Annotated in this window: 26 protein-coding genes; 23 read left to right on the top strand and 3 right to left on the bottom strand. The window is 65.4% G+C overall.

All coding sequences use genetic code 11. The features are described 5' to 3' along the window. Positions 1–213 precede the first annotated feature (213 nt). From KI611_RS21110 to hypE, 18 genes are all read left to right on the top strand, one after another. Positions 214–1,305: a hydrogenase small subunit gene (locus KI611_RS21110; RefSeq protein ID WP_319002316.1), complete on the top strand. Its 1,092-nt coding sequence runs from the start codon at positions 214–216 to the stop codon at positions 1,303–1,305. 1 nt (position 1,306) lies between these two features. Next, a complete protein-coding gene (locus KI611_RS21105; RefSeq protein ID WP_226417612.1) occupies positions 1,307–3,097 on the top strand; it encodes a nickel-dependent hydrogenase large subunit in 1,791 nt (596 codons plus the stop codon). 12 nt (positions 3,098–3,109) lie between these two features. After that, positions 3,110–3,814, top strand: coding sequence for a Ni/Fe-hydrogenase, b-type cytochrome subunit (gene cybH, locus KI611_RS21100; RefSeq protein ID WP_226417611.1), 705 nt, complete (start codon positions 3,110–3,112; stop codon positions 3,812–3,814). Between the two features lie 68 nt (positions 3,815–3,882). Beyond that, positions 3,883–4,497, top strand: a complete 615-nt coding sequence (locus tag KI611_RS21095; RefSeq protein ID WP_226417610.1) for a HyaD/HybD family hydrogenase maturation endopeptidase — start codon at positions 3,883–3,885, stop codon at positions 4,495–4,497. Further along, positions 4,497–4,799 (top strand): HypC/HybG/HupF family hydrogenase formation chaperone, encoded by a 303-nt coding sequence (locus tag KI611_RS21090; protein ID WP_226417609.1) that lies wholly within the window; start codon positions 4,497–4,499, stop codon positions 4,797–4,799. The genes KI611_RS21095 and KI611_RS21090 overlap by 1 nt, the downstream gene beginning before the upstream one ends. Then, the gene (locus KI611_RS21085) at positions 4,796–5,263 is read left to right on the top strand and encodes a hypothetical protein (RefSeq protein ID WP_226417608.1); all 468 of its coding nucleotides are present in this window, start codon (positions 4,796–4,798) and stop codon (positions 5,261–5,263) included. Before KI611_RS21090 ends, KI611_RS21085 begins: the two co-directional genes overlap by 4 nt. Then, positions 5,260–6,120, top strand: a complete 861-nt coding sequence (locus KI611_RS21080; protein ID WP_226417607.1) for a hydrogenase expression/formation protein — start codon at positions 5,260–5,262, stop codon at positions 6,118–6,120. Before KI611_RS21085 ends, KI611_RS21080 begins: the two co-directional genes overlap by 4 nt. Before the next feature lie 9 nt (positions 6,121–6,129). Further along, positions 6,130–6,330, top strand: a complete 201-nt coding sequence (locus tag KI611_RS21075; protein ID WP_226417606.1) for a rubredoxin — start codon at positions 6,130–6,132, stop codon at positions 6,328–6,330. Then, positions 6,327–6,794: a [NiFe]-hydrogenase assembly chaperone HybE gene (hybE, locus tag KI611_RS21070; RefSeq protein WP_226417605.1), complete on the top strand. Its 468-nt coding sequence runs from the start codon at positions 6,327–6,329 to the stop codon at positions 6,792–6,794. The genes KI611_RS21075 and hybE (KI611_RS21070) overlap by 4 nt, the downstream gene beginning before the upstream one ends. After that, positions 6,791–7,699, top strand: coding sequence for a hypothetical protein (locus KI611_RS21065; protein WP_226417604.1), 909 nt, complete (start codon positions 6,791–6,793; stop codon positions 7,697–7,699). Before hybE (KI611_RS21070) ends, KI611_RS21065 begins: the two co-directional genes overlap by 4 nt. Continuing rightward, the gene (gene hypA, locus KI611_RS21060; RefSeq protein WP_226417603.1) at positions 7,692–8,033 is read left to right on the top strand and encodes a hydrogenase maturation nickel metallochaperone HypA; all 342 of its coding nucleotides are present in this window, start codon (positions 7,692–7,694) and stop codon (positions 8,031–8,033) included. The genes KI611_RS21065 and hypA overlap by 8 nt, the downstream gene beginning before the upstream one ends. Before the next feature lie 20 nt (positions 8,034–8,053). After that, a complete protein-coding gene (gene hypB / locus KI611_RS21055; RefSeq protein WP_226417602.1) occupies positions 8,054–9,046 on the top strand; it encodes a hydrogenase nickel incorporation protein HypB in 993 nt (330 codons plus the stop codon). After that, positions 9,043–11,376, top strand: a complete 2,334-nt coding sequence (hypF, locus tag KI611_RS21050) for a carbamoyltransferase HypF (protein ID WP_226417601.1) — start codon at positions 9,043–9,045, stop codon at positions 11,374–11,376. The genes hypB and hypF overlap by 4 nt, the downstream gene beginning before the upstream one ends. Positions 11,377–11,446: 70 nt before the next feature. Continuing rightward, the gene (locus KI611_RS21045) at positions 11,447–11,695 is read left to right on the top strand and encodes a hypothetical protein (protein WP_226417600.1); all 249 of its coding nucleotides are present in this window, start codon (positions 11,447–11,449) and stop codon (positions 11,693–11,695) included. Next, the gene (gene hybE, locus KI611_RS21040; protein WP_226417599.1) at positions 11,692–12,222 is read left to right on the top strand and encodes a [NiFe]-hydrogenase assembly chaperone HybE; all 531 of its coding nucleotides are present in this window, start codon (positions 11,692–11,694) and stop codon (positions 12,220–12,222) included. The genes KI611_RS21045 and hybE (KI611_RS21040) overlap by 4 nt, the downstream gene beginning before the upstream one ends. A 31-nt stretch (positions 12,223–12,253) precedes the next feature. Then, on the top strand, positions 12,254–12,493 hold the full coding sequence (locus KI611_RS21035; RefSeq protein WP_226417598.1) for a HypC/HybG/HupF family hydrogenase formation chaperone: 240 nt from the start codon (positions 12,254–12,256) through the stop codon (positions 12,491–12,493). Next, positions 12,493–13,617: a hydrogenase formation protein HypD gene (gene hypD / locus KI611_RS21030; RefSeq protein WP_226417597.1), complete on the top strand. Its 1,125-nt coding sequence runs from the start codon at positions 12,493–12,495 to the stop codon at positions 13,615–13,617. The genes KI611_RS21035 and hypD overlap by 1 nt, the downstream gene beginning before the upstream one ends. After that, positions 13,610–14,689, top strand: a complete 1,080-nt coding sequence (gene hypE / locus KI611_RS21025; RefSeq protein WP_319002315.1) for a hydrogenase expression/formation protein HypE — start codon at positions 13,610–13,612, stop codon at positions 14,687–14,689. Before hypD ends, hypE begins: the two co-directional genes overlap by 8 nt. A 5-nt stretch (positions 14,690–14,694) precedes the next feature. On the opposite strand, the gene KI611_RS21020 is transcribed toward hypE, so the two are convergent. Next, a complete protein-coding gene (locus KI611_RS21020) occupies positions 14,695–14,904 on the bottom strand; it encodes a hypothetical protein (protein WP_226417596.1) in 210 nt (69 codons plus the stop codon). Positions 14,905–15,102: 198 nt separating this feature from the next. Between KI611_RS21020 and KI611_RS21015 the strand changes: the two genes are divergently transcribed. The 5 genes from KI611_RS21015 (at position 15,103) to KI611_RS20995 (ending at position 21,049) form a co-directional block, all read left to right on the top strand. Further along, entirely contained in the window at positions 15,103–16,764 is a 1,662-nt protein-coding gene (locus KI611_RS21015; RefSeq protein WP_226417595.1) for a hydrogenase maturation protein, read from the top strand. Continuing rightward, positions 16,761–18,239 (top strand): sigma-54-dependent transcriptional regulator, encoded by a 1,479-nt coding sequence (locus KI611_RS21010; protein WP_226417594.1) that lies wholly within the window; start codon positions 16,761–16,763, stop codon positions 18,237–18,239. The genes KI611_RS21015 and KI611_RS21010 overlap by 4 nt, the downstream gene beginning before the upstream one ends. Further along, complete coding sequence (locus tag KI611_RS21005) at positions 18,236–19,231, top strand: HupU protein (RefSeq protein ID WP_226417593.1); 996 nt, start codon at positions 18,236–18,238, stop codon at positions 19,229–19,231. Before KI611_RS21010 ends, KI611_RS21005 begins: the two co-directional genes overlap by 4 nt. Continuing rightward, on the top strand, positions 19,228–20,664 hold the full coding sequence (locus KI611_RS21000) for a nickel-dependent hydrogenase large subunit (protein WP_226417592.1): 1,437 nt from the start codon (positions 19,228–19,230) through the stop codon (positions 20,662–20,664). Before KI611_RS21005 ends, KI611_RS21000 begins: the two co-directional genes overlap by 4 nt. Positions 20,665–20,797: 133 nt before the next feature. Next, positions 20,798–21,049, top strand: coding sequence for a hypothetical protein (locus KI611_RS20995; RefSeq protein WP_226417591.1), 252 nt, complete (start codon positions 20,798–20,800; stop codon positions 21,047–21,049). A gap of 37 nt (positions 21,050–21,086) precedes the next feature. On the opposite strand, the gene KI611_RS20990 is transcribed toward KI611_RS20995, so the two are convergent. Then, on the bottom strand, positions 21,087–22,295 hold the full coding sequence (locus tag KI611_RS20990) for an MFS transporter (protein WP_226417590.1): 1,209 nt from the start codon (positions 22,293–22,295) through the stop codon (positions 21,087–21,089). 72 nt (positions 22,296–22,367) lie between these two features. Continuing rightward, entirely contained in the window at positions 22,368–23,333 is a 966-nt protein-coding gene (locus KI611_RS20985) for an AAA family ATPase (RefSeq protein WP_226417589.1), read from the bottom strand. Positions 23,334–23,384 lie beyond the last annotated feature (51 nt).

Here is a 23,384-nt window from a genome sequence, read left to right as displayed (position 1 = left end):
GAGGGCCGGTGGAACGATGAATGGCGGTGTAATCTTGATTTCCACTCTGCAATTTTGCTAATCACTTTGCGGTCCCGGCCAAACCGCGCGGGGGCATCGGCCAGCCGCGGCGAATGTATTGATTCATATCGATAAAAGCAAGAATTACAGTGAGTGGCACGCGCCTTGCGTTGATTGTATCCGGCAATACGACACAACAACGGGAGATTGCACGTGACCGAGACATTCTATGAAGTGCTGCGCCGGCAGGGTATCACCCGGCGCAGTTTCCTGAAATTCTGCAGCCTGACTGCCACTTCGCTCGGCCTGGGCAGCGCTGCCGCACCGCGCATTGCCCATGCGCTGGAAACCAAGGCGCGTACGCCGGTGATCTGGCTGCACGGTCTGGAATGCACCTGTTGCTCGGAGTCCTTCATCCGTTCGGCGCACCCGCTGACCAAGGATGTCGTGCTCTCGATGCTCTCCCTCGATTACGACGACACGCTGATGGCGGCGGCCGGCCACCAGGCCGAGGCGATCATCGAAGAGGTCAAGAAAAAGTACAAGGGCAACTACATCGTCGCCGTCGAAGGCAATCCGCCGCTCAACGAGGACGGCATGTTCTGCATCCACGGCGGCCGTCCCTTCGTCGAAGTGCTGAAGGAAACCTGCGCCGATGCCAAGGCGATCATCAGCTGGGGCGCCTGCGCCTCCTACGGCTGCGTCCAGGCCGCCAAGCCGAATCCGACGCGGGCGACGCCGGTGCACAAGGTGATTACCGGCAAGCCGATCATCAACGTGCCGGGCTGTCCGCCGATCGCCGAGGTGATGACCGGCGTCGTCACCTACATGCTGACTTTCGACCGCATTCCCGAACTCGACCGCCAGGGCCGGCCGAAGATGTTCTACGGCCAGCGCATCCACGACAAGTGCTACCGCCGCGGCCACTTCGACGCCGGCCAGTTCGTCGAGAGCTGGGACGACGAGGCGGCGCGCAAGGGCTACTGCCTGTACAAGATGGGCTGCAAGGGCCCGACCACCTACAACGCCTGTTCCTCGATGCGCTGGAACGGCGGCGTCTCCTGGCCGGTCCAGTCGGGCCACGGCTGTATCGGCTGTTCCGAGGAAGGTTTCTGGGACAAGGGCAGCTTCTACGATCGGGTGACCGACATCAAACAGTTCGGCGTCGAAGCCAATGCCGACACCATCGGCAAGGCGGCGGCCGGCACGGTCGGCGCGGCAATTGCCGCGCATGCCGCGGTGACCGCACTGGCCCGCGCCCGCCAGAAGGCCGGCGAGACTGAAGAACACAAGGGAGAAAAATAAGATGAGCGCCTACGAAACCCAGGGCTTCAAGCTCGACAATTCCGGCAAGCGCGTCGTCGTCGACCCGGTCTGCCGCATCGAGGGCCACCTGCGGGTCGAGGTCAATCTCGACAGCAACAACGTGATCCGCAACGCGGTGTCCACCGGCACCATGTGGCGCGGCCTGGAAGTCATCCTGAAGGGCCGCGACCCGCGCGACGCCTGGGCTTTCACCGAGCGCATCTGCGGCGTCTGTACCGGCACCCATGCCTTGACCTCGGTGCGCGCCGTCGAGGATGCGCTGAACATCAAGATTCCGGAAAACGCCAACAGCATCCGCAACATCATGCAGCTCAACCTGCAGGTGCATGACCATCTGGTGCACTTCTACCATCTGCATGCGCTCGACTGGGTCGATGTCGTGTCGGCGCTGAAAGCCGATCCGAAGGCGACCTCGGCGCTGGCCCAGAGCATTTCCAGCTGGCCGCTCTCCTCGCCGGGTTATTTCCGCGACATCCAGAACCGCCTGAAGAAGTTCGTCGAATCCGGCCAGCTCGGCCCGTTCATGAACGGCTACTGGGGCAGCCCGGCTTACAAGCTGCCGCCGGAAGCGAACCTGATGGCGGTCGCCCATTACCTCGAAGCGCTCGATTTCCAGAAGGAAATCGTCAAGGTGCACACCATCTTCGGTGGCAAGAACCCGCACCCGAACTGGCTGGTCGGCGGCGTGCCGTGCGCCATCAACCTCGAAGGCACGGGGGCGGTGGGCGCCATCAACATGGAGCGGCTGAACCTGGTCAAGAGCATCATCGACCGCTCCATCGAATTCACCGAGCAGGTCTACATTCCCGACCTGATCGCCATCGCCAAGTTCTACAAGGGCTGGCTCTACGGTGGCGGCCTGTCGTCGAAGAACGTGATGTCCTACGGCGACATTCCGGACAAGGCCAACGACTACTCGGCCGGCAACCTGATGCTGCCGCGCGGCGCCATCATCAACGGTGACCTGACCAAGGTGCATGAGATCGACCTGCGCGACCCGGAGCAGATCCAGGAATTCGTCGCCCACTCCTGGTACAAGTACCCGGACGAAACCAAGGGTCTGCACCCGTTCGACGGCGTCACCGAACCGAGTTTCGTGCTCGGCCCGAACACCAAGGGCACCAAGACCAACATCAAGGAACTCGACGAAGGCGGCAAGTATTCGTGGATCAAGGCCCCGCGCTGGCGCGGCCATGCCATGGAAGTCGGCCCGCTGGCCCGCTACATCATCGGCTACGCCCAGAACAATCCGGAGTTCAAGGAGCCGGTCGATGCCCTGCTCAAGGAACTCGACGTCCCGGTCACCGCGCTGTTCTCGACGCTCGGTCGGACCGCGGCGCGCGGCCTGGAATGCCAGTGGGCCGGCCGCAAGATGTCCTACTTCTTCGACAAGCTGATGGCCAACCTGAAGGCCGGCGATTTGAACACCGCGAACATCGAAAAGTGGGAGCCTTCGACCTGGCCGAAGGAAGCGATGGGTGCCGGTTTCACCGAAGCGCCGCGCGGCGCGCTCGGCCACTGGATCAAGATCAAGGACACCAAGATCGACAATTACCAGTGCGTCGTGCCGACCACCTGGAACGGCGGGCCGCGCGACGACAAGGGCCAGATCGGCGCTTTCGAGGCGGCGCTGATGGACACCCCGGTGGCCAAGGCCGACGAACCGCTGGAAATCCTGCGCACGCTGCATTCCTTCGATCCCTGCCTGGCCTGCTCGACGCACGTGATGAGCCCGGACGGCCAGGAAATGACGTCGGTCAAAGTCCGTTAAGGAGGACTGATCATGCTTTCGCAACAGGACATGCTCGAAGCCGAGCGGCACGGCAAACAGGTTCGTTCGATCTACGTTTACGAAGCGCCGGTCCGCCTGTGGCACTGGATCAATGCACTGGCCATGGTGGTCCTGGCGGTGACCGGCTATTTCATCGGCAAGCCCTTGCCGACGATGCCTGGCGAAGCGTCGGACAATTTTCTGCTCGGCTACATCCGCTTCGCCCATTTCACCGCCGCCTACATCTTCGCCGTCGGCCTGCTCGGGCGCCTGTACTGGGCCTTCGTCGGCAACCACCACGCCAAGCAGATCTTCAAGCTGCCGATCAGCAACAAGGCATGGTGGAGCGAGGTCTTCTTCGAGCTGCGCTGGTACCTGTTCCTCGAAAAGACCCCGAAGAAATACGTCGGCCACAACCCGATGGCGCAGCTGATGATGTTCTTCTTCTTTACCGTGCTGGCCGTCGGCATGTTGTGCACCGGCTTCGCGCTGTACAGCGAAGGCTCCGGCCTCGGCTCCTGGAGCGATACGCTGTTCGGCTGGGTCATCCCGACCCTCGGCGGTTCGATGCAGGTGCATAACCTGCACCGGCTGGGCATGTGGATCATGATGACTTTCGCCCTGGTGCATGTCTACGCGGCGATCCGCGAAGACATCATGAGCCGGCAGTCGCTGATTTCGACCATGATTTCCGGCTGGCGGATGTTCAAGGATTGAAGGTTCACCTTGCGTTGGCCCCATGCCGCGGTCGACGCTGTATGGGGCGTTTTTTTCAGAGGTTTTCAATGAATACCAAACGCATTCTGGTGCTCGGCATCGGCAACATCCTGTGGGCTGACGAAGGTTTCGGTGTGCGCTGTGCCGAAGCCCTGAACGCCGGCTGGCAATTCCCGCCGCAGGTGACGCTGATGGACGGCGGCACGCAGGGCCTCTACCTCTTGCCCTACGTCCAGGAGGCCGACTGCCTGCTGGTTTTCGATGCGGTCGACTACGGCGACCCGCCGGGAACGCTGCGCGAAGTGGTTGGCGATCTGGTGCCGCGCTTCATGGGCGCCAAGAAAATGAGCCTGCACCAGACCGGTTTCCAGGAAGTGCTGATGGCCGCCGAGCTGACCGGCAAGCTGCCGGCCGAATTGGTGTTGATCGGCGTCCAGCCGGAAGAGCTGGAAGATTTCGGCGGCAGCCTGCGCGATGTGGTCAAGGCCCAGATGGCTCCGGCCATCGATCTCGCGCTGAGCTGGCTGGCCCGCTGGGGAAGCGTGCCGGAAGCCCGCGCTGTGGGCGGCGAGCCGATCAACGACAATGCCCTGGCCATGGACCGCTACGAAGGTGGCCGGCCGCCGGCCGACCAGGCCTGCCGGCTGGGCGATGCGCGCTTCCTGAATCAGGAGTGCGTCTGATGTGTCTCGGCATACCGGCCCAGGTGCTCGAGTGCGGCGAGTACTACGCGCGCTGCCGCAGTCGCAACGGCGAGTTGCTGGTCGATCTGAGCCTGGTCGGCCAGCAAGCGATCGGCACCTGGCTGATGACCTTTCTCGATGCGGCGCGCGAGGTCATTTCGGCCGAGCGGGCCGTCGCGATCAATGCCGCGCTGGCGGCCCTTGATGCGGCGCAGTCCGGAGCCACCGATTTCACCGCCTTCTTCGCGGACCTCGACCGCGAACCCCAACTTCCCGATTTCCTGCGGACGGAACCATCATGAGCCTACAACTACTCCCCGGCGCGACCTCGCTCGATCGTCTTGAAACGGCGATCGGCCGGCTGCAGCAAAAGCACGATTTCCAGCGCGTTGGCAACAATGAGGCTACCAGTCCGGAGTTTCCCGCCGAACTGACTGCCCTGCTGCTCACCGAAGACCCGCAGCGCAATCTCGAGGTGCTCGATGCCTGCGTGATCCTGCCGGAGGTATTGAAGCCGCTCGGCCAGGATATCGAACGCTGGGTGGCCGGGCCGGATGAGGCGCCACCGTTGATGCGGAAATTCGGCGTGGCGCGCGCTCCGGCGGTGGTTTTCCTGCGGGCCGGGGCGTTCGTCGGGGTGCTCAACGGCATCCGCGACTGGGGCGACTATCAGCTGGAGATTGCCGGTCTGCTGTCCGGCCCGGCCCAGCCGAAGCCGATCGGCATCCCGGTGCGCGCCGCCGGCCAGTCGGGAGCCTGCGCATGAACCCGAGCACGCTGCGCCCCTTCCCGATTTCCGTCGTCGCCATGGGCCCCGGCTCGCAAGGCGACGATGCCCCCGATTACCTGCCGATGCCGCGCATGGAAACCTTCGCGGCGCCCCGCCTGCCCGACGATGCCTCGCCGGAGAGCATTGCCGCGGCGTGCGCCTTGCTGCATCTGTTCATTACCCGGGCTGAGACGGTCGGCTTTGCGACGCTCAGCGATTTCGATCTGCTCGACCTGTCGCCGGGCGTCCGCGAAGTGATCAACCAGTCGCTCGGTTTCGGCGAGGTCAGCGCCTTTACCACGGGCCCGGAGCACTGGCGTGTCCAGGAAAGCGCTTTTGCCGGCCTGTGGCGGGTGCTGAAAGTCGCCGACGATGGCCTGTTCGTCGTCGACCGCCTGGAAACCAGCCCCATTCCGGCCGTGCTCACCGACACCATGCGCCAGCTCGCCGCTGCCGAACTGCAGGCTCCGGCCTACCCGCCGGGCACCATGAACGCCCCGGCGCTGATCGAGGAAATCCGCCTGCAATCGGCCGCCTGGCAGCCCGGCGAGGCGGCCCACATCATCAATCTGACGCTGCTCCCGGTCAGCGATGCCGACCTCGATACGCTGTACGACTGGCTCGGCCACCGCGAGGTATCGATCCTGTCGCGCGGTTACGGCAACTGCCGGATCACCAGCACGCGGCTGAAAAACGTCTGGTGGGTGCAGTACTTCAACAGCATGGATACGCTGATCCTGAATTCCATCGAGGTGGTCGGCATGCCGGAAGTGGCGCTCGCTTCGGCCGAGGACTTCGCCGATTCCGTCGACCGCCTGCGCGAATACCTCGACATGATGGCCGAGCCGATATAGGCTCGGCATATGCGTTTCGAAGGTTCCTTTCTCGCGGTAAAACCCGACGACCGGCTGGAGTGCGGCATCTGCTGGTGGGTTTACGATCCGGCGCTGGGTGACGACGTGCGCGGCATTCCGCCCGGGACGTCTTTTGCCGAGCTGCCGGAGGATTGGTGCTGCCCGGGTTGCGATGCGCCCCGGCACAAATTCATGGTGCTCGGCGCATGAGACTCTGGGCGACCGACCCGTCAGCCGAACTGGAGACGGTCTTCGCCGAAATCGCCCGGACCCGGATGGCCGATGTGCCGATCTGCAACGCCGCGCTGCAGGTCGAGGCGGTCGGCTTCCGCCGCCTGCCGTCGGGCGGCTGGGTGGGCGTGATGATCACGCCATGGACGATCAACCTGCTGTGCCTGCCCGGCCAGGTCGAGGGCTGGCCGATGCTGGCGACCGGCAGCAAGTACGACTGGCATTTTCCTTCCGGCGATTATGAATTTACCGTCGCCGAGGAATACCGCCTGGGCAGCTATCACCTGTGCTCGATGTTTTCTCCCGCCCTCGAATTCGCCAGCCACGAGCAGGCACGGCTGACCGCGCTGGCCATGGCGCAGGCGCTGTTTGCCGAAACGCTGGCGCCGGTGGCCGATTCGGCCCAGCCGACGCGGCGCGCCTTCCTCGGGTTGCGCGGATGAACTCGGCCGGCCTGCTGACCGTTCGGGCGAGCTGGCAAGGCGGCGCGCTGGAGGATATCGGCGTCGAGCTCAAGCGGCCGTCGGTCACCAAGCTGTTCATCGGCCAGATCCCGGATGCGGTGGTCAAGGCCATTCCCTACCTGTATACCCTGTGCGCCCACGCCCAGCGGGCCGTGGCCCAGGCGGCGCTGGCGGCGGCCAGCGGCGAAATCCGGCGGCCGGTGGACAATGCCGAGCTGTGGATCGAAATGCTGCACGAAGATTTCTGGCGGCTGCTCCTCGACTGGCCGCAGGCGCTCGCTCTGCCCCCGGCTCACGAGGCTTTCGCCGTCTGGCGGTCGGCCCGCCAGGGCAACGCCTGCCTGGCCGAAACGCAGAAGCTGCTGGCGAACAGCCTGCGCCCGTTGGCCGAACAATGCCTGGCCGCGCTACCGGAAGACGATGTGCCGGAAGCGCCGGCAAAGCCGGAGCCTTTTCCGCTGGCTCTCGACCAATGGTTGGCCTACTGGCTGGGCAACAGCGATCATCGGCCGGCCATGCCGCGTCCCCTGTCGGTGCGGACTGCCTTGCTGCAGCGTCTGGCCCAGACCGAGCGGGCGGCCGAGGCGCTGGCTGCCGGGGCGGCCTATCCGGTCGCCGCGCTCGGCGCGGGCGGCTGGGGCGTGGCGCAAACCATCACGGCGCGCGGTGTGCTGACGCATGCCGTGCATGTCGTCGAGGGCCGGGTCGAGAACTATTGCGTCCTGGCGCCGACCGACGCCTTGTTCGCCGATGCCGGGGCGCTCGCCAGGCTGCTCGCCGGGCGCCGCTTCGCCCTGCTCGACGAGGCGCGACGGGGGCTGGAGCAGGCCATCCTGGCCCTCGATCCCTGCCTGCCCTATGCGATGGATTTGCAGCATGCATGAAATGTCACTGGCCGAAGGCGTCCTGCAATTGGTCGAGGAAACGGCGCAACGCGAACAGGCCAGGCGGGTCAAACTGGTGGTGCTGGAAATCGGCCGGTTGTCGTCGGTCGAACCCGAGGCGCTGAAATTCTGCTTCGAGGCGGTGACGCATGGCAGCATTGCGCAGGGCGCCGCGCTGGAGATCGTCAATGTGCCCGGTGTCGGCTGGTGCATGCCGTGCGGCGAGTCGGTGCCGATGGAAGAGAGTTACGGGGCCTGCCCGAAATGCGGCAGCTACCAGGTGCAGCCGACCGGCGGTACGGAAATGCGGGTCAAGGAAATAGAAATCGAGTAGGTCGAACAGGAGACGAGGCGATGTGTACGGTTTGCGGCTGCGGTGCGGGGGAAGTGAAAATCGACAGTGACGGGCATCAGCACAGCCATGTGCACGAGGACGGGACGGTGCATAGCCATGCCCACGAGCACGGACACGAGCATGCTCACCCGCACAGCCATGGCCATCTGCCCGATGGCGAACATGCCCACGCCCATGATGCCCATCACCACGAACACGCGGTCGGCGGCGATCTCGATTTCGGCGCCGGCCCGGCGGGCGCCCATGTCCCAGGCCTGAGCCAGTCGCGGATGGTGCAGATCGAGCAGGACATCTTGAGCAAGAACAACGGTTATGCCGAGGCCAATCGCCAGCGCTTCGACGAGCGCGGCATCTTCGCGCTGAATCTGGTGTCCAGCCCCGGCTCCGGCAAGACGACGCTGCTCGTCAAGACCATCGAATTGTTGCAGGGCAAGGTGGCGATCACCGTCGTCGAAGGCGACCAGCAAACATCGAACGACGCCGAGCGCATCCGCGCCACCGGCGTTGCCGCCTTGCAGATCAATACCGGCAAGGGCTGCCACCTCGACGGCCACATGATCGGCCACGCGCTCGACAGCCTGCAGCCGGCCGACGAATCGCTGTTCCTCATCGAGAACGTCGGAAATCTGGTCTGCCCGGCCGCTTTCGACCTCGGCGAGCATCATAAGGTGGCCATCCTGTCGGTTACCGAAGGCGAGGACAAGCCGCTCAAGTACCCCGACATGTTCCGCGCCGCCGACGTGATGTTGCTCAACAAGTGCGACCTGTTGCCTTACCTCGAATTCGACGCTGATCTGGCCGAAACCAATGCCCGGCGGGTCAATCCGCACCTGACCATCTTCCGCGTTTCGGCGACCAGCGGCGATGGTCTCGCCGCCTGGGTATCGTGGATCGAAGCCGGGCTGGAAGCCCAGCGCGCCAAGCATGGCCAGACGGTGGACGCACTGAAGCGGCGAGTGGCCGAACTGGAGCGGCAGTTGGCCGCCCGGTGAGCGGCCGGCTGATCCGCGTTCGCGGGCTGGTCCAGGGCGTCGGCTTTCGGCCTTACGTCTGGCGGCTGGCCAACGAACTCGGCCTTACCGGCTGGGTAAGGAACGACGGCGCCGGCGTGACGTTGCTCGTCGCCGGCCCGGCCGTCGCCGAATTCCTTGAGCGGCTGCCCAGGGAGGCGCCGCGTCTGGCGCGCATCGACGCCATTGAAATCGGCGAAATGACTGCTGAAGACGGGCTGTCCGGCGACGACCCCGCCGCCGGCTTCGTTATCCGCGATAGCGTGGGCGGCGACATTGCCACCGCGATCGGCCCGGATGCGGCGATCTGCCCCGACTGCATCGGCGAGATCTGCGATCCGGACAATCGGCGCTGGCGTTATGCCTTCACCACCTGCACGCACTGCGGCCCGCGCTATACGGTCAGCCGGAAAATTCCCTATGACCGGGTGCATACCAGCCTTGCCGACTTTCCGCTCTGCCCGGCCTGTGCCGCGGAATACGCTGCATTTCCCCTGGAAGGCTCGTCCCCGACCGCTCCCGACCGCCGTTTCCATGCCGAAACCACCTGCTGCCCGGACTGCGGTCCGCAACTTCGCCTGCTCGATGCCACCGGCCAGCCGCTGCCCGGCGATCCGCTAGGCGAAACGCTGCGTCTGCTGCGCGCCGGCAAGATCGTCGCGCTCAAGGGGCTGGGCGGCTTCCAGCTCGCCTGCGATGCGCGCAACGCCGATGCCGTGGCCGAGTTGCGGCTGCGCAAACAACGCGAAGAAAAGCCGCTGGCGGTAATGGCGCTGAATGGCGCATCGCTCGCCGCGTATGCCCGGATTGGCGCCGCCGAAGCCGAATTGCTGCACAGTGCCGCGGCGCCCATCGTGCTCTGTCCGAAAGCGGCAGCCGAGCTGCCAGGCATTGCCCCCGGCCTCGCCTGGCTTGGCGTGATGTTGCCGGCGACGCCGCTGCATCTGCTGCTCTGGCATGAAGCGGCCGGTCGCCCGGCCGGCACGGCCTGGCTCGCCGCTGCCAGCGACCTGCTGCTGGTGATGACCAGCGCCAATCCGCATGGCGAACCGCTGGTCGTCGGCAACGACGAGGCGCAGACCCGGCTGGCCGGCCTGGCCGATGCCTTTCTGCAGCATGACCGGGAGATCGTCGTGCGCTGCGACGATTCGGTCGTCCGGGCCGGACCGGCCTTTATCCGCCGGGCCCGCGGCTACGTGCCGGTGCCGATTGGGCTGGCCAAGGGCGGGCCGACCGTGCTGGCGCTTGGCGGCTACCTGAAAAACACCGTTTGTTTGCTGAAAGGCAAGGAAGCTTTTCTGTCGCAGCATATCGGCAGCCTCGACAACGCAGCGGCGATCGGTTTTCTCGAGGAAACCGTCGAGCATCTGCTCGGCATCCTCGATGTTCGGCCCGAGCTGATCGTGCATGACCTGCATCCGGACTTCCCATCCACCCATCTGGCCTTGAGCATGGCCGCCGCACGGGGCATTCCGGCGCTGGCGGTCGGCCATCATCAGGCGCATATCGCGGCGATCGCCGCCGAGCACGGGATCGCCGAGCCGCTGATCGGTCTGGCCATCGACGGCACCGGTCTCGGGCCGGATGGTGGGCTGTGGGGCGGCGAGTTGCTGCGCCTTGATGGCGCGCACTGCGAGCGACTCGGCCATTTGTCGCCAATCCGCCTGCCGGGCGGCGACCGGGCGGCTCGCGAGCCTTGGCGGATGGCCGTTTCGGCGCTGCACGGCGGGGGCCTGGGTTACCGCGTCGGCGGCTGGCTGAAACAGCATTACCCGCAGCACGAAGCCGGCCCCTTGCTCACCATGCTGGCCCGCAACCTGCGCTGCCCGCCGACCACCAGCCTCGGCCGCTGGTTCGACGCAGCGGCCGGCCTGCTCGGCCTGCGCGCCGAAATGGCTTACGAAGGACAGGCGGCGATGGAGCTGGAAGGGTTGGCCGCCGCGTATGGGCCGGTGGCGCCGGCGCCCGGCGGCTACGCGATGCGCGACGGCATACTCGATTTCTCGCCGCTGATCCTGCTGTTGCTCAATAGCCGCGAACCGGCCGAAGGGGCGGCGTTGTTCCACGCCACTGTGGCGGCCGGGCTGGCGGCATGGCTGATCGCCGCGGCGGAGCGTGCCGGGATGGCGACAGTCGCGGTCGGCGGCGGTTGCGCGATGAATGTCGTATTGATGTCGGCACTCCGCCAACAGCTCGAGGCCGCCGGCCTGACTTTGTGCGAAGCCCGCCAGGCGCCGGCCAACGATGGTGGGCTGGCCCTCGGCCAGGCCTGGGTCGGGCGGCAGCAGATGCGCGACATGGCAAGTAGCTGATCGCTTTTTCGCAGCAAGTGGCAAGCGATCAGCCACTCCGCCACCGATTCGCCTGCTGCAGCGTGCATAAGTGCTTGGAAACAAGCTGACTTGTTTTCTGGCGTGCTTATTGCTGACGGATTACACGGGTTTCGCCTGCTGCCCCTTGGTTTGGTACCAGGCGGTTTATCGATCGGTCAAACAATGCGGAGGTGTGCCGGTGCGTGTTTCGCTCGCCAAGGCAGGTGGTCGTTCGCTGACCGGTTCGCGCTTAGTGGCGGCGTCGCCAGATGGCAGCTATGATGCAGCACGCCATTTTCAGGATCTGGACGCCAGTTGATCGATCGTATCCACCCGCCAGCCCAGCCCTCTTCCGCCAGCCAGCCGGACGAGCCGCGCCTGGAGAATCCCGCCGAATTTCTGACGGCGCATTTTCAGCATCTATCGCCGCCGTCCGATCGCGAATTACCTGTGGCCAATGCGGCGCTGCAGGTCGAGGCCATCGGCTTCGCGCGCTGTCGGGGTGACTGGCTCGGGGTCGTCGTGACGCCCTGGTTTATCCGGCTGTTCCTGCTCAATGGCGGCGGCCGCCTGTGGGGCGACATTCCGGCCGGCCAACGACGCTATCTCGAGCTGCCCGGCGGTGTCCTGCAATTCACCGCCGACGACGATCCGGCGCTCGGGCCTTGCCAGTATTCCCCGTTGATCGATCCGATCAGCGCGGTGCCGGACATGGCGACGGCGCGCCGGATCGCGCGGGATGCCATGGCTACCTTTTCCGGGGTAGTGGTTGCCGCGCCGCCGGTCGAGCCGGCACCGGCCGTGTCGCGCCGCGGTTTCCTGCGCCGTCTGGCCGGGCGGCGTTAGATGAGGGCGAATTTTCACTCAAGGAGTCAGCATGTGTCTGGCAATTCCCGCGCAAGTCGTTGAACTGCGCGAAGGCGACAACGCCGTGGTCGATCTGGCCGGGGTGCGCAAGGAAATTTCCTTGTCGCTGGTCGATAACGTCGCAGTCGGCGATTACGTGATCGTCCATGTCGGCTACGCGCTGAACAAGCTCGATCCGGAGGAGGCGGCGAAAACCCTGGCCTTGTTCGCCGAACTCGGTCAGTTCGGCGACGATCCGACCGTGCATTGATGAAATACATCGACGAATTCCGCGATGGCGAGGTGGCCAGCGGGCTGGCTGCAGCGATCCGTCGCGAAGCCCGGCCGGAGCGTCGCTACCATTTCATGGAGTTCTGCGGCGGCCACACCCATGCCATCTCGCGCTACGGCGTCTCCGATCTACTGCCGGACAATGTCCGGATGATCCACGGCCCGGGCTGCCCGGTCTGCGTGCTGCCGATCGGCCGCGTCGACCAGGCGATCCGCCTGGCCCTCGAGGAAGGCGTGCTGCTGTGCACCTACGGCGACTGTCTGCGCGTGCCGGCTTCCGACGGCCTGTCGCTGATGAAGGCGAAGGCCAAGGGCGGCGATATCCGAATGGTCTATTCCACTGCCGATGCCGTCGCTCTGGCCGAGAAAAATCCGGACAAACAGGTGGTCTTCTTCGCCATCGGCTTCGAGACGACGACGCCGCCGACCGCCGTGGCGATCAAGCAGGCCGCCGCCTTGGGCCTCAAAAATTTCTCGGTGCTCTGTTGTCACGTGCTGACCCCGTCGGCCATTTCGAGCATCCTCGAATCGCCGGAAGTGCGCCAGTGGGGCACCGTGCCGCTCGACGGCTTCGTCGGCCCGGCACATGTGTCGACGATCATCGGCAGCCGGCCCTACGAATTCTTCGCCGAGGAGTATAGGAAGCCGGTGGTCATCGCCGGTTTCGAGCCGCTCGACGTGATGCAGGCCATCCGCATGCTGATCCGCCAGGTCAACGAAGGGCGGGCCGAGGTCGAGAACGAGTTTTCGCGGGCCGTCGATCGCGACGGCAACAAGAAGGCGCAGAACCTGGTGGCCGAGGTTTTCGAGTTGCGCAAGCATTTCGAGTGGCGCGGCCTGAACGTGTTGCCGTACTCGGCACTGCGCATACGCAGCCAGTTCGCCGAATTTGACGCCGAAAAGCGCTTTCCGCTCGACTACCGGCCGGTCCCCGATCACCAGGCCTGCGAATGTGGGGCCATCCTGCGCGGCGTCAAGCGGCCGCAGGACTGCAAGCTGTTCGGTTCGGTCTGCACGCCGGAAAATCCGATCGGTTCGTGCATGGTGTCTTCCGAAGGGGCCTGTGCCGCCCACTACACTTATGGACGTTACAAGGATGTCTGACGACGCGTTGAAAACCGGGGCGACCGCGATCCGCAAGGGCTATGTCCGGCCGCTCGATATCAAGCATGGCCGGGTCGATATGGCGCATGGTTCGGGGGGGCGGGCCATGGCCCAACTGATCGAGGAACTGTTCGCCCGCTATCTCGACAACGAATATCTTGCCCAGGGCGACGATGGCGCGTTGCTGCCGGCACCCGGTGCCGGCCGGCTGGTCATGGCGACCGACAGCCACGTCGTCTCGCCGCTGTTCTTTCCCGGTGGCGACATCGGCTGTCTGTCGGTGCATGGCACGATCAACGATGTGGCGATGATGGGGGCGACGCCATTGTGGCTATCGGCCGCTTTCATCCTCGAAGAAGGCTTCAAGCTCGCCGATCTAGCACGCATTGTGCGGAGCATGGCGGAGGCGGCGAAGGCTGCCGGGGTGCCGGTCGTGACCGGCGACACCAAGGTGGTCGAACGCGGCAAGGGCGACGGGGTCTTCATCACCACTACCGGCGTCGGCCTCGTCCCGCCTGGTCGGGAATTGTCCGGCCGGCAGGCGCGACCGGGCGATGCGATCCTGGTGTCCGGCACGTTGGGCGATCACGGCATGGCGATCATGGCCGAGCGCGAAAGCCTGGGCTTCGAGTCGCCGATCGTTTCCGACACGGCGGCGCTGCACGGGCTGATTGCCGCGATGCGCGACAGCGGCGCCGATATCCATGTGTTGCGCGACCCGACGCGCGGCGGACTGGCGACGACGCTGAATGAAATCGCCAAACAGTCAGGGGTCGGCATGATGCTGCAGGAGAAGGCCTTGCCGATCAATCCGGCTGTAGCGGCGGCTTGCGAGTTCCTGGGTCTCGACCCGCTGTATGTCGCCAACGAAGGCAAACTGGTGGCGATCTGCGCCGAACGGGATGCCGGGAAGCTACTGGCCGCGATGCGCGCCCATCCGCTGGGTGCGGCCGCGGCGATAGTCGGCCGCGTGCATGAGGATGGCCATCATTTCGTTCAGATGACCACCGGCTTTGGCGGCAAACGGATCGTGGACTGGTTGTCCGGCGAGCAGTTGCCGCGGATTTGCTGAGACGCTCAGTGGCGACGCAAGGCGATGACCAGGCTCTGCACCTTGCCCAGTTCGGCGAGGACCAGGCTGCGGGCATCGTCCATGTCGTCCGCGTTGCGGACGTGGAAAATGTCGCGGCTGCCATCAAGGTAACGGACGGCGGCGGTGTACTCCGGGCGCGCAGCCCGGACCGAACGGGCGCGACGAGGTGCGGCTGCTTTGCGTTGACTTTGCATACTGTTCCCTTTGCATCGAATGTGTGACGTGGTTTTCTTGTTTCGGCGCATCCTAGCGAAAGGCAAGCATTTGAAAAATATCGCGAAAGTTATAGAGGCGCGTAAATTTTCAGGAAATCGCCTGAAAAGCCGCGCCACAGGCAGAGTCATCTCTTTTGAACTAATTGTAAAAAATTGAACTTTATGCGGATCTTGTTGTTGGCGCACAGTTTCAACAGCCTGACTCAGCGGCTTTATTGCGAGCTTACCGAGCGCGGTCATCAGGTCAGCATCGAGTTCGATATCTCCGATAGCGTGAGCGAGGAAGCGGTTGCCCTGTTCCGGCCGGCGCTGATCATTGCGCCTTTCCTCAAACGGGCGATTCCCGCATCGATCTGGACGACCCATCGCTGCCTGGTCCTGCATCCGGGTATCGTCGGTGATCGTGGCCCGGCGGCCCTCGATTGGGCGATCCAGAGCGGCCGGCCGACCTGGGGGGTGACCGTGCTGCAGGCCGAGGCCGAGATGGATGCCGGGCCGGTCTGGGCGGCGGCGACTTTTCCGCTGCGCCTCGCCCGGAAGTCGTCGATCTATCGCAATGAAGTGACCGAGGCCGGTGTCCAGGCCTTGTTGCTGGCGGTCGACCGGGTTGCGCAGCCGGATTTCGTGCCGGAGCGTGTTCCCGGTCAGGCGCACGGCGTGATGAAGCAGGCGGCTCGGGCGATCGACTGGCTGCGCGACAGCAGTGCCAGCATTCTCGCCCGGCTGAACGCTGCCGACGGCCAGCCCGGCGTGGCCGATAGCCTGTTCGGCCAGCCGTGTCATCTGTTCGATGCCTGGCCGGAAGGCCAGCTGAAAGGCCAACCGGGCCGCCTGCTCGGGCGGCGGGAAACGGCCGTCCTGCGGGCCACGGCGGACGGCGCGCTGTGGCTCGGCCATGCCCGACGGGCTGGCGGCTTCAAGCTGCCGCTGACTGGTGCCTTTCCCGAGGCGCTGGCGTTGCCGGAATTGCCGCTGGCCGGCTGGTGGAAGTCGGTGACGCCGACCTGGCAGGATATTGCCTACGAAGAGGCCGGCGACGTCGGTTTCCTGTCTTTCGAGTTTTACAACGGGGCGATGAGCACGGCGCAATGCTGGCGCCTGAGCGAAGCCTTCCGCTGGGCGACGGCGCGGCCGACGCGGGTGATCGTGTTGCGCGGCGGCAGCGATTTCTGGTCGAACGGCATCCATCTGAACACCATCGAAGCGGCCGACAGTCCGGCCGACGAATCGTGGGCCAATATCAATGCCATCGATGATCTGGCCGAAGCCATCCTCTGTTGCGCGACGCAGCTGACGGTGGCGGCCATCGGCGGCAATGCCGGGGCCGGCGGCTGCTTCCTGGCCCGGGCGGCGGATTTTGTCTGGGTGCGCGACGGGGTGATGCTCAATCCGCATTACAAGAACATGGGCAACCTGTACGGCTCGGAATTCTGGAGCTATCTGCTGCCGCCGCGCGTCGGCCTGGCCGGGGCTGCGGCCATCCTGCGCCATCGTCTGCCGATGACGGCGGCGGAAGCGGTCCGCCTCGGCTTTTACGATGCCTGTCTGCCGGGGCCCGGCTTTGCCGTCGATGTCGCCCGGCGGGCCGCCGAACTGGCGGCAGCCGGCGATCTGCCCGAACGCCTGGTCGCCAAACAGCAGCGGCGGGCCGCCGATGAGGCGCTGAAACCGCTGGCTGCTTATCGGGCGGAAGAGTTGCAGGAAATGCGCCGTAACTTCTACGGTTTCGATCCGTCCTATCACGTCGCGCGTTATCATTTCGTCGCCCGCACGCCGCATTCCTGGACGCCGCGCCACCTCGCCCGCCACCGCGATCTCGACTGGAAAATTCCCGCATGAGCCAAGCCAGCCTGCGCCGCCTTCCCGCCATTCTTGTCGTCGATGACGAGGTACGCTCGCAGGAAGCCCTGCGCCGCACGCTGGAGGAGGATTTCGAGGTTTTCTGCGCGTCCGGCGCGGCGGACGGTCTGGAAGTCCTCGAACGCGAGCAGTTCACCGCCGCCATCCGCATCGTGCTCTGCGACCAGCGGATGCCTGGTACGACCGGTGTCGAATTCCTCAAGGAAGTCCGCCTGCGCTGGCCGGACGTCGTACGCATTATCTTGTCGGGTTACAGCGATGCCGAAGACATCATCTCCGGGGTCAACGAAGCCGGTATCTGGCAATACCTGTTGAAGCCCTGGCAGCCGGAACAGCTGCTGTTGACGCTGCAGCGCGCCGCCGAAGTGTGGCGTCTGCAGCAGGAAAACCAGCGGCTGACCCTCGATCTGCGCTGTGCCGAGCCGGTGCTCAAAAAACGCGTCGACAGCAAGCAGGAGAAGGTCAAAATCCGCTTCGGCCTGGGTGCGCTGATCCGCGCTCCGGGCAGCCCGCTCGATGCGGTCTGCGCGCTGGTCCGGCGCGTCGCCCCCTACGATCTGTCGGTGATGGTGACCGGTGAGTCGGGAACCGGCAAGGAAATGGTCGCCCGCGCCATCCATTACGAGAGCCGGCGCGCCGACCGGCCCTTCATCACCGAAAACTGCGGCGCCCTGCCCGACAGCCTGCTCGAATCCGAACTGTTCGGCTACAAGCGCGGCGCCTTTACCGGCGCCGTCGAAGATCGCGTCGGCCTCTTTCAGCAGGCCGACGGCGGCACCTTGTTCCTCGACGAAATCGGCGAGACCAGCCCGGCTTTCCAGGTCAAGCTGCTGCGCGTCCTGCAGGAAGGCGAATTCCGGCCGCTCGGTAGCAATCGCGCGGTCAATGTCGATGTCCGGGTGATTGCTGCGACCAATCGTGATCTCGAAGAAGATGTCCGGACCGGCCGCTTCCGCGAGGATCTCTATTACCGGCTGGCGACCATTTCGCTGCATGTCGCGCCGCTGCGCGAACGGCCGATGGATCTGCCGCTGCTCGCCCGGCATCTGCTGCAGACCAGTGCCCGGGCGCTCGACAAGGCGGCCGACGGCTTCAGCGAGGCAGCGCTCGCCGGGCTGAGCGCCTACCGCTGGCCGGGCAATGTCCGCGAATTGCAGAATGAAATCCTGCGCATGGTGGCATTGGCCGACAGTGTGCTGCTTGGTGCCGATCTGCTGTCGCCGCGCCTGCTCGGTGCACGTTCGAATGACGCGCTGGCGGCCGATGCAGCGCAGGTCGCCGACGGCTTGACCGGCGGTCTGCGCGAACGGATGGATCAGCTTGAACAGCGCGTCCTGAAGGAGGCCATGGGCCGTCATCGCGGCAACAAGTCGCGGGCGGCCCGTGAACTCGGCCTGTCGCGCGTCGGCCTGCGCAGCAAGCTGGTGCGCTACGGGCTGGAGCCGGCCGAATGAAAATCCTCTGGCTGCAAAGTGGCGGTTGCGGTGGCTGCACGCAGTCGATGCTGTGTGTCGAGCCGCGCCCGCTGTTCGACGAATTGCGCGATGCCGGCATCGAATTTCTCTGGCACCCGGCGCTGTCGCTGGAAAGCGGCGAAGAAGCGCAGCAGGTGCTCGAAGACTGTGCCGCCGGCCGGCTCGCCTTCGATGTGTTGTGTGTCGAAGGCGCCATGCTGCGCGGCCCGAATGGCAGCGGCAAGTTCCACCTGATGGCCGGCAACGGCCGGCCCCTGACCGAATGGGTCGAACGGCTGGCCGGCCAGGCCAGGTGGGTGTTCGCCATCGGTTCATGCACGGCGTATGGCGGCCTGTCGGCCAGTACGCCGGGCAATCCGCTGGAAGCCTGCGGTCTGCAGTACGACACCAACACGCTGGGCGGCCTGCTCGGGGCGAGCTTCCAGTCGCGCGGCGGGCTGCCGGTGGTCAATATCGCCGGCTGCCCGACTCATCCCGGCTGGATCGTCGACACCCTCGAAAAGCTGGCGCTGGAAGGCCTGAGCGTCGCCGATCTGGATGAATTTGGCCGGCCGCTGCTCTATGCCGACCAGCTCGTGCACCACGGTTGCGGGCGCAACGAGTTTTACGAGTTCAAGGCGAGCGCCGAAAAGCATTCCGATCTCGGTTGCCTGATGGAAAACCTCGGCTGCAAGGGCACCCAGGCACACGCCGACTGCAACCTGCGGCCGTGGAACGGCAACGGCTCCTGTGTGAAGGGGGGCTTCGCCTGCATCGCCTGTACCGAGCCGGGGTTCGAAGCGCCCGGCCATGCTTTTCAGCAGACGCCTAAGGTCGCCGGCATCCCGATCGGTTTGCCGACCGACATGCCGAAGGCCTGGTTCGTCGCCCTGGCGGCCCTCTCCAAGTCGGCGACCCCGAAACGGGTGCGCGACAACGCCGTGGTCGATCATCCGGTAGTCCGGCCGGCCGTCAAGAAGGCGCAGAAATGAAGCGGATCCAGCTCGGCCCGTTCAATCGCGTCGAAGGCGATCTTGAAGTCGGTCTCGATGTCGAGGCCGGGCAGGTCGTCGCGGCACAGGTCAATTCGCCGCTCTTTCGCGGCTTCGAGCAGATCCTGGTCGGCCGTCTGGCGGAGGACTCGCTGGCCATCGTGCCGCGCATCTGCGGCATCTGCTCGGTTGCCCAGTCGGCGGCGGCGGCCGCGGCGTTGGCCGATCTGGCCGGCGTCACCCCGCCAGCGAACGGTGTGCTGGTCCAGCGCTTGATCCTGGCCACCGAAAATCTGGCCGATCACCTGACCCATTTCTACCTGTTCTTCATGCCGGATTTCGCCCGTCCGGCCTATGCCGGGCGGCCCTGGTACGACCAAACGGCCGCTCGCTTCATGGCGGTCAAAGGCCAGGCCAGTGGCCCGGCGCTGCAGGCGCGTGCCCGTTTCTTTCATCTGATCGGCCTGCTTGCCGGGCGCTGGCCGCACACGCTGGCCATCCAGCCGGGGGGCAGCAGCAAGGCGATGACGGCGGCCGAGCGCACCCGCGTGCTGGCGGTGCTGCGCGAGTTTCGCGCCTTCCTCGAAGGGGCGCTGCTCGGCGACCGCCTCGAGAATTTTGCCGCGCTGGCCGACGGACAAGCCCTACAGGCCTGGGCCGCCGGGCGCAGTGCCGATTTCCCGCTGTTCCTGCGCGCCGCCACCGATCTGGCGCTGGAGCGGACCGGCCGGGCGACCGATCGTTTTCTTTCCTACGGCGCCTATGGCCTGTTTGCCAGCGGCCTCTGGCAACCGGATCGCGCCCCCGACGAGGGCATTCTCGACCAACTCGACCCGGCAAAAATCACCGAAGACACCCGCCACGCCTGGCTGGCCGAGAGTCCGCCATACCCGCCCGCCCGCGGCGAAACCGTCGTCAATGCCGAGAAGGCGGGCGCCTATACCTGGTGCAAGGCGCCGCGCTATGCCGGCCAGGTCGTCGAAACCGGCGCCCTGGCCCGCCAGCTGGTGGCCGGCAACCCACTCGCCCGCGATCTGGTCGCCAGCCACGGCGGCAGCGTCACGGTCCGCATCGTCGCCCGCATGATCGAACTGGCCACGGTACTGCCGGCGATGGAGCAATGGGTCCGCGCCATCGTCCCCGGCGAAGCATTCTGCCAGCCGGCGCCACTGCCGGAATCCGGCGAAGGCGTCGGACTGGTCGAAGCGGCACGCGGTGGCCTGGGCCACTGGTTGAGCGTCAAACGCGGCCGCATCGAGCGCTACCAGATCATCGCGCCGACTACCTGGAATTTCTCGCCGCGCGACCGCGCAGGCCAGCCCGGCCCGCTCGAACAGGCCCTGATCGGCCTGCCGGCCGGCGACGGCGCGCTGCCGACCGTGCAGCATGTTGTGCGCTCGTTCGATCCGTGCATGGTGTGCACCGTACATTGAGTGGCACAACCGTTTACGGCATCGAAAGCAGCTTCTGAATCGCGGACTTTCGACTATCTGCCGGTAAGTGTGGAATATGCCACGGCCTATTGTTTTGGCATCGCAGTAACCTCTGTTCATCGGAGGTGTAGCCATGACAATCAATGCAAGCGTAGTTCTCGAAAAGAATGAATTCGTTGCCGAATTGAGCGACGGTCGGCAGATTCGCCAATCCGGGGTGCGGGAGATTGCCAGTGCTCTGCATCGGGCTGGTGTGCTCGCCCAGAATGCCCAGTGCGAATGGCGCGCTGGGCATCGCATGCTGACGGCGGGCCAGCAGGTCGCGCTGAATGCGGAAATGCGTCGCCTCGAACATCTGCTTCCCGGCATACCGATGGCGGCATAGTCCGCTTGGCTATTGCCAAGAAGGTGCAATACCCGCGTTATGCGCCAGCCTTGGCCGGCCCTTTGCGCCAGAGCGGCGACAGGCCGAGCAGTCCGATGATCGGACCGGGCAGCAGCAGCCAGGCGATGTCGATGCCCCACTCGCTGATCCAGAGCGTGCCGAGGTGAATCGACAGCATGGTGATGGCGAAACCGATGGCGTTCTGGAAAGCCAGGGCGCTGCCGACGATTTCCGGCGGACAGGCGCGGGCCGAGAGGGCCGAGAAATGCGGTGAGTCGGCAACGACCGTGGCGCCCCACAACAGCAATAAGACGATTTTTGCCCATTCCGGCCAGCTCCCGGCAACCGGGTAGAGCGCGCAGCACAGCGCCGATAGGGCGAGCGCCATGGCGGCTACCCGGGCGCTGCCGATCCGTTGGCTGGCCCAGCCGCCAGCCAGGCAGCCGAGCGCCCCAATCGCGATGATGGCGAAGGCAAAGCCGGAAAGCGCCGAGCTGCCGGGGGTTGCTAGTCCGCTGAGGATGACGAGGGCCGGGGTCAGCGTCCAGAAGGCATACAACTCCCACTGGTGGCCGAAGTAGCCGAAAGCGGCGGCGCGGAATTCGCTGATCGAAAAACTGTAGAAGACTCGCCCGAGACGCAGCGGCGGAGCATCGTGGCGGCGCTTTAGATGCGGGCCGTCGCCGAGATGGAAAATCAGCGCCGCGGCCAGGACGGCCAGACCGGATGCAACAAGAATGGTCGTCTGCCATGCCCAGCCGGCGCCGGCCAGGCGTATGCCGTGCGGCAGTGCGGTGCCCAGGGTCAGCATGCCGACCAGTTGGGCGAGCGCGTTGCCGGCCCGCTCCGGCACCCAGCTGACGACCAGTTTCATGCCCAGCGGGTACACGCCGGCCAGGCAGAGGCCGACGGCAAAGCGTAGCGCCACGCCGCTCGCCATGCCGCTGGCGAACAGCGCGAAAGCGGCATTGGCCAGCGCCCCGCCGATGGCGCAGACGGCAAAGATGCGGCTGGCGGCATAGCGGTCAGCCAGGCCGGAAATGGCGAAGCTCAGCGTGCCGATGATGAAGCCGAGCTGCACCGCATTGGTCAGCGTGCCGAGATCGGCCGGTGTGATGCCCCATTGGCGACTCAGGTCGTCGGCCGCGCTGTTGGCGGAGAACCACAGCGAGGTGCCGAACAGCTGGGCGATGACGATGACGGGAACCGGATTGCGCATGGCGGCAAGGGGGAAAGCGGCCGCCAAGCATACCGCAGCCCGGCCGGTTGGCGAGCCCGGTGAGGCAAGCAAGCGGGGGCGCGTGCGGCCCCCGCCCGGTCAGAAGCCGATCTTCCGGCTGCGGCCCATGCGGGCCATTTCAAAATCACCGGCCACCAGGCTGTTGCGCCCTTCCAGCTTGGCCGTGCCGAAGGCGGCCATCAGGCGCTTGCGCATGTCGCGCGGCGGCAGCGAACCGAGCCGTTCGAGCACGGCCTCGTCGGCTTCCGGCGGGAAGCCCCAGTCGTGCTGGCTGACGATCTCGCGGTACAGGGCGGCGGCGATGCTGATGGCGGCATCGTGGTCCGGGCGCGGCACCTCGTAGACATTCATCCGGTTGAGGATCGGTTCGGGGATCGAACGCTCGTCGTTGGCCGTGGTCACCCACAGGATGTGCGAGGCGTCGATGTCGATATCGATGAATTCGTCTTTGAAGCTGCGCGCCGTGTCCTTTTCGAGCAGGTTGTACAGCGAGCCCATCGGGTCGTAGCGCGAATCGCCGCCAGCCTTGTCCACTTCGTCGAGCACCACGATGGGGTTGGCGAAGTCGCCATGCACCAAAGTGTGCGCCACCTTGCCCGGCTTGGCGTTGTTCCACTGTGCCGAAGCGCCGGAAAGAATCCAGCCGGCGGTCAGCGAACTCATCGAGATGAATTCGTGGCCAGTGCCGAGCTTGCCGGCCAGCTCGCGGGCGAAGTGGGTCTTGCCGATGCCCGGCTCGCCGAGCAGCAGGATCGGCGTGAAACTCATCGGCTCGTTGCCGGCCACCGACAGCGCGATGTACTTCTTCAGGTCGTCGATCACTTCAGTGAAGTTGGGGCAGCTGTCGTAGAGCTCGTCGATCATGTCGGCGCCGTTCGGGCGGACCAGGAAACGGCCGCCGCCGCGCTGGCGCATTTTCTCGTAGTAGCTGGCCAGGGCTTCGTTGCGGTTGCCAGCCGCGTCCTCCATGGCGCGCTCGATGTCGGCCACGTGGTAGATGGTGCGCTCTTCAGCGACCGAGAGTCGGATGTCGTTGCTTGCCATGATGACTTCCTCCTAGACCTGCATGAGTCGGTAAATGGATCTCGGATGCAG

This window comes from Dechloromonas denitrificans (genome assembly GCF_020510685.1).
GTDB lineage: Bacteria > Pseudomonadota > Gammaproteobacteria > Burkholderiales > Rhodocyclaceae > Azonexus > Azonexus denitrificans_A.
The sequence above is the reverse complement of the archived record's forward strand: the minus strand, read 5'-3'. Positions and strand labels throughout refer to the sequence as shown.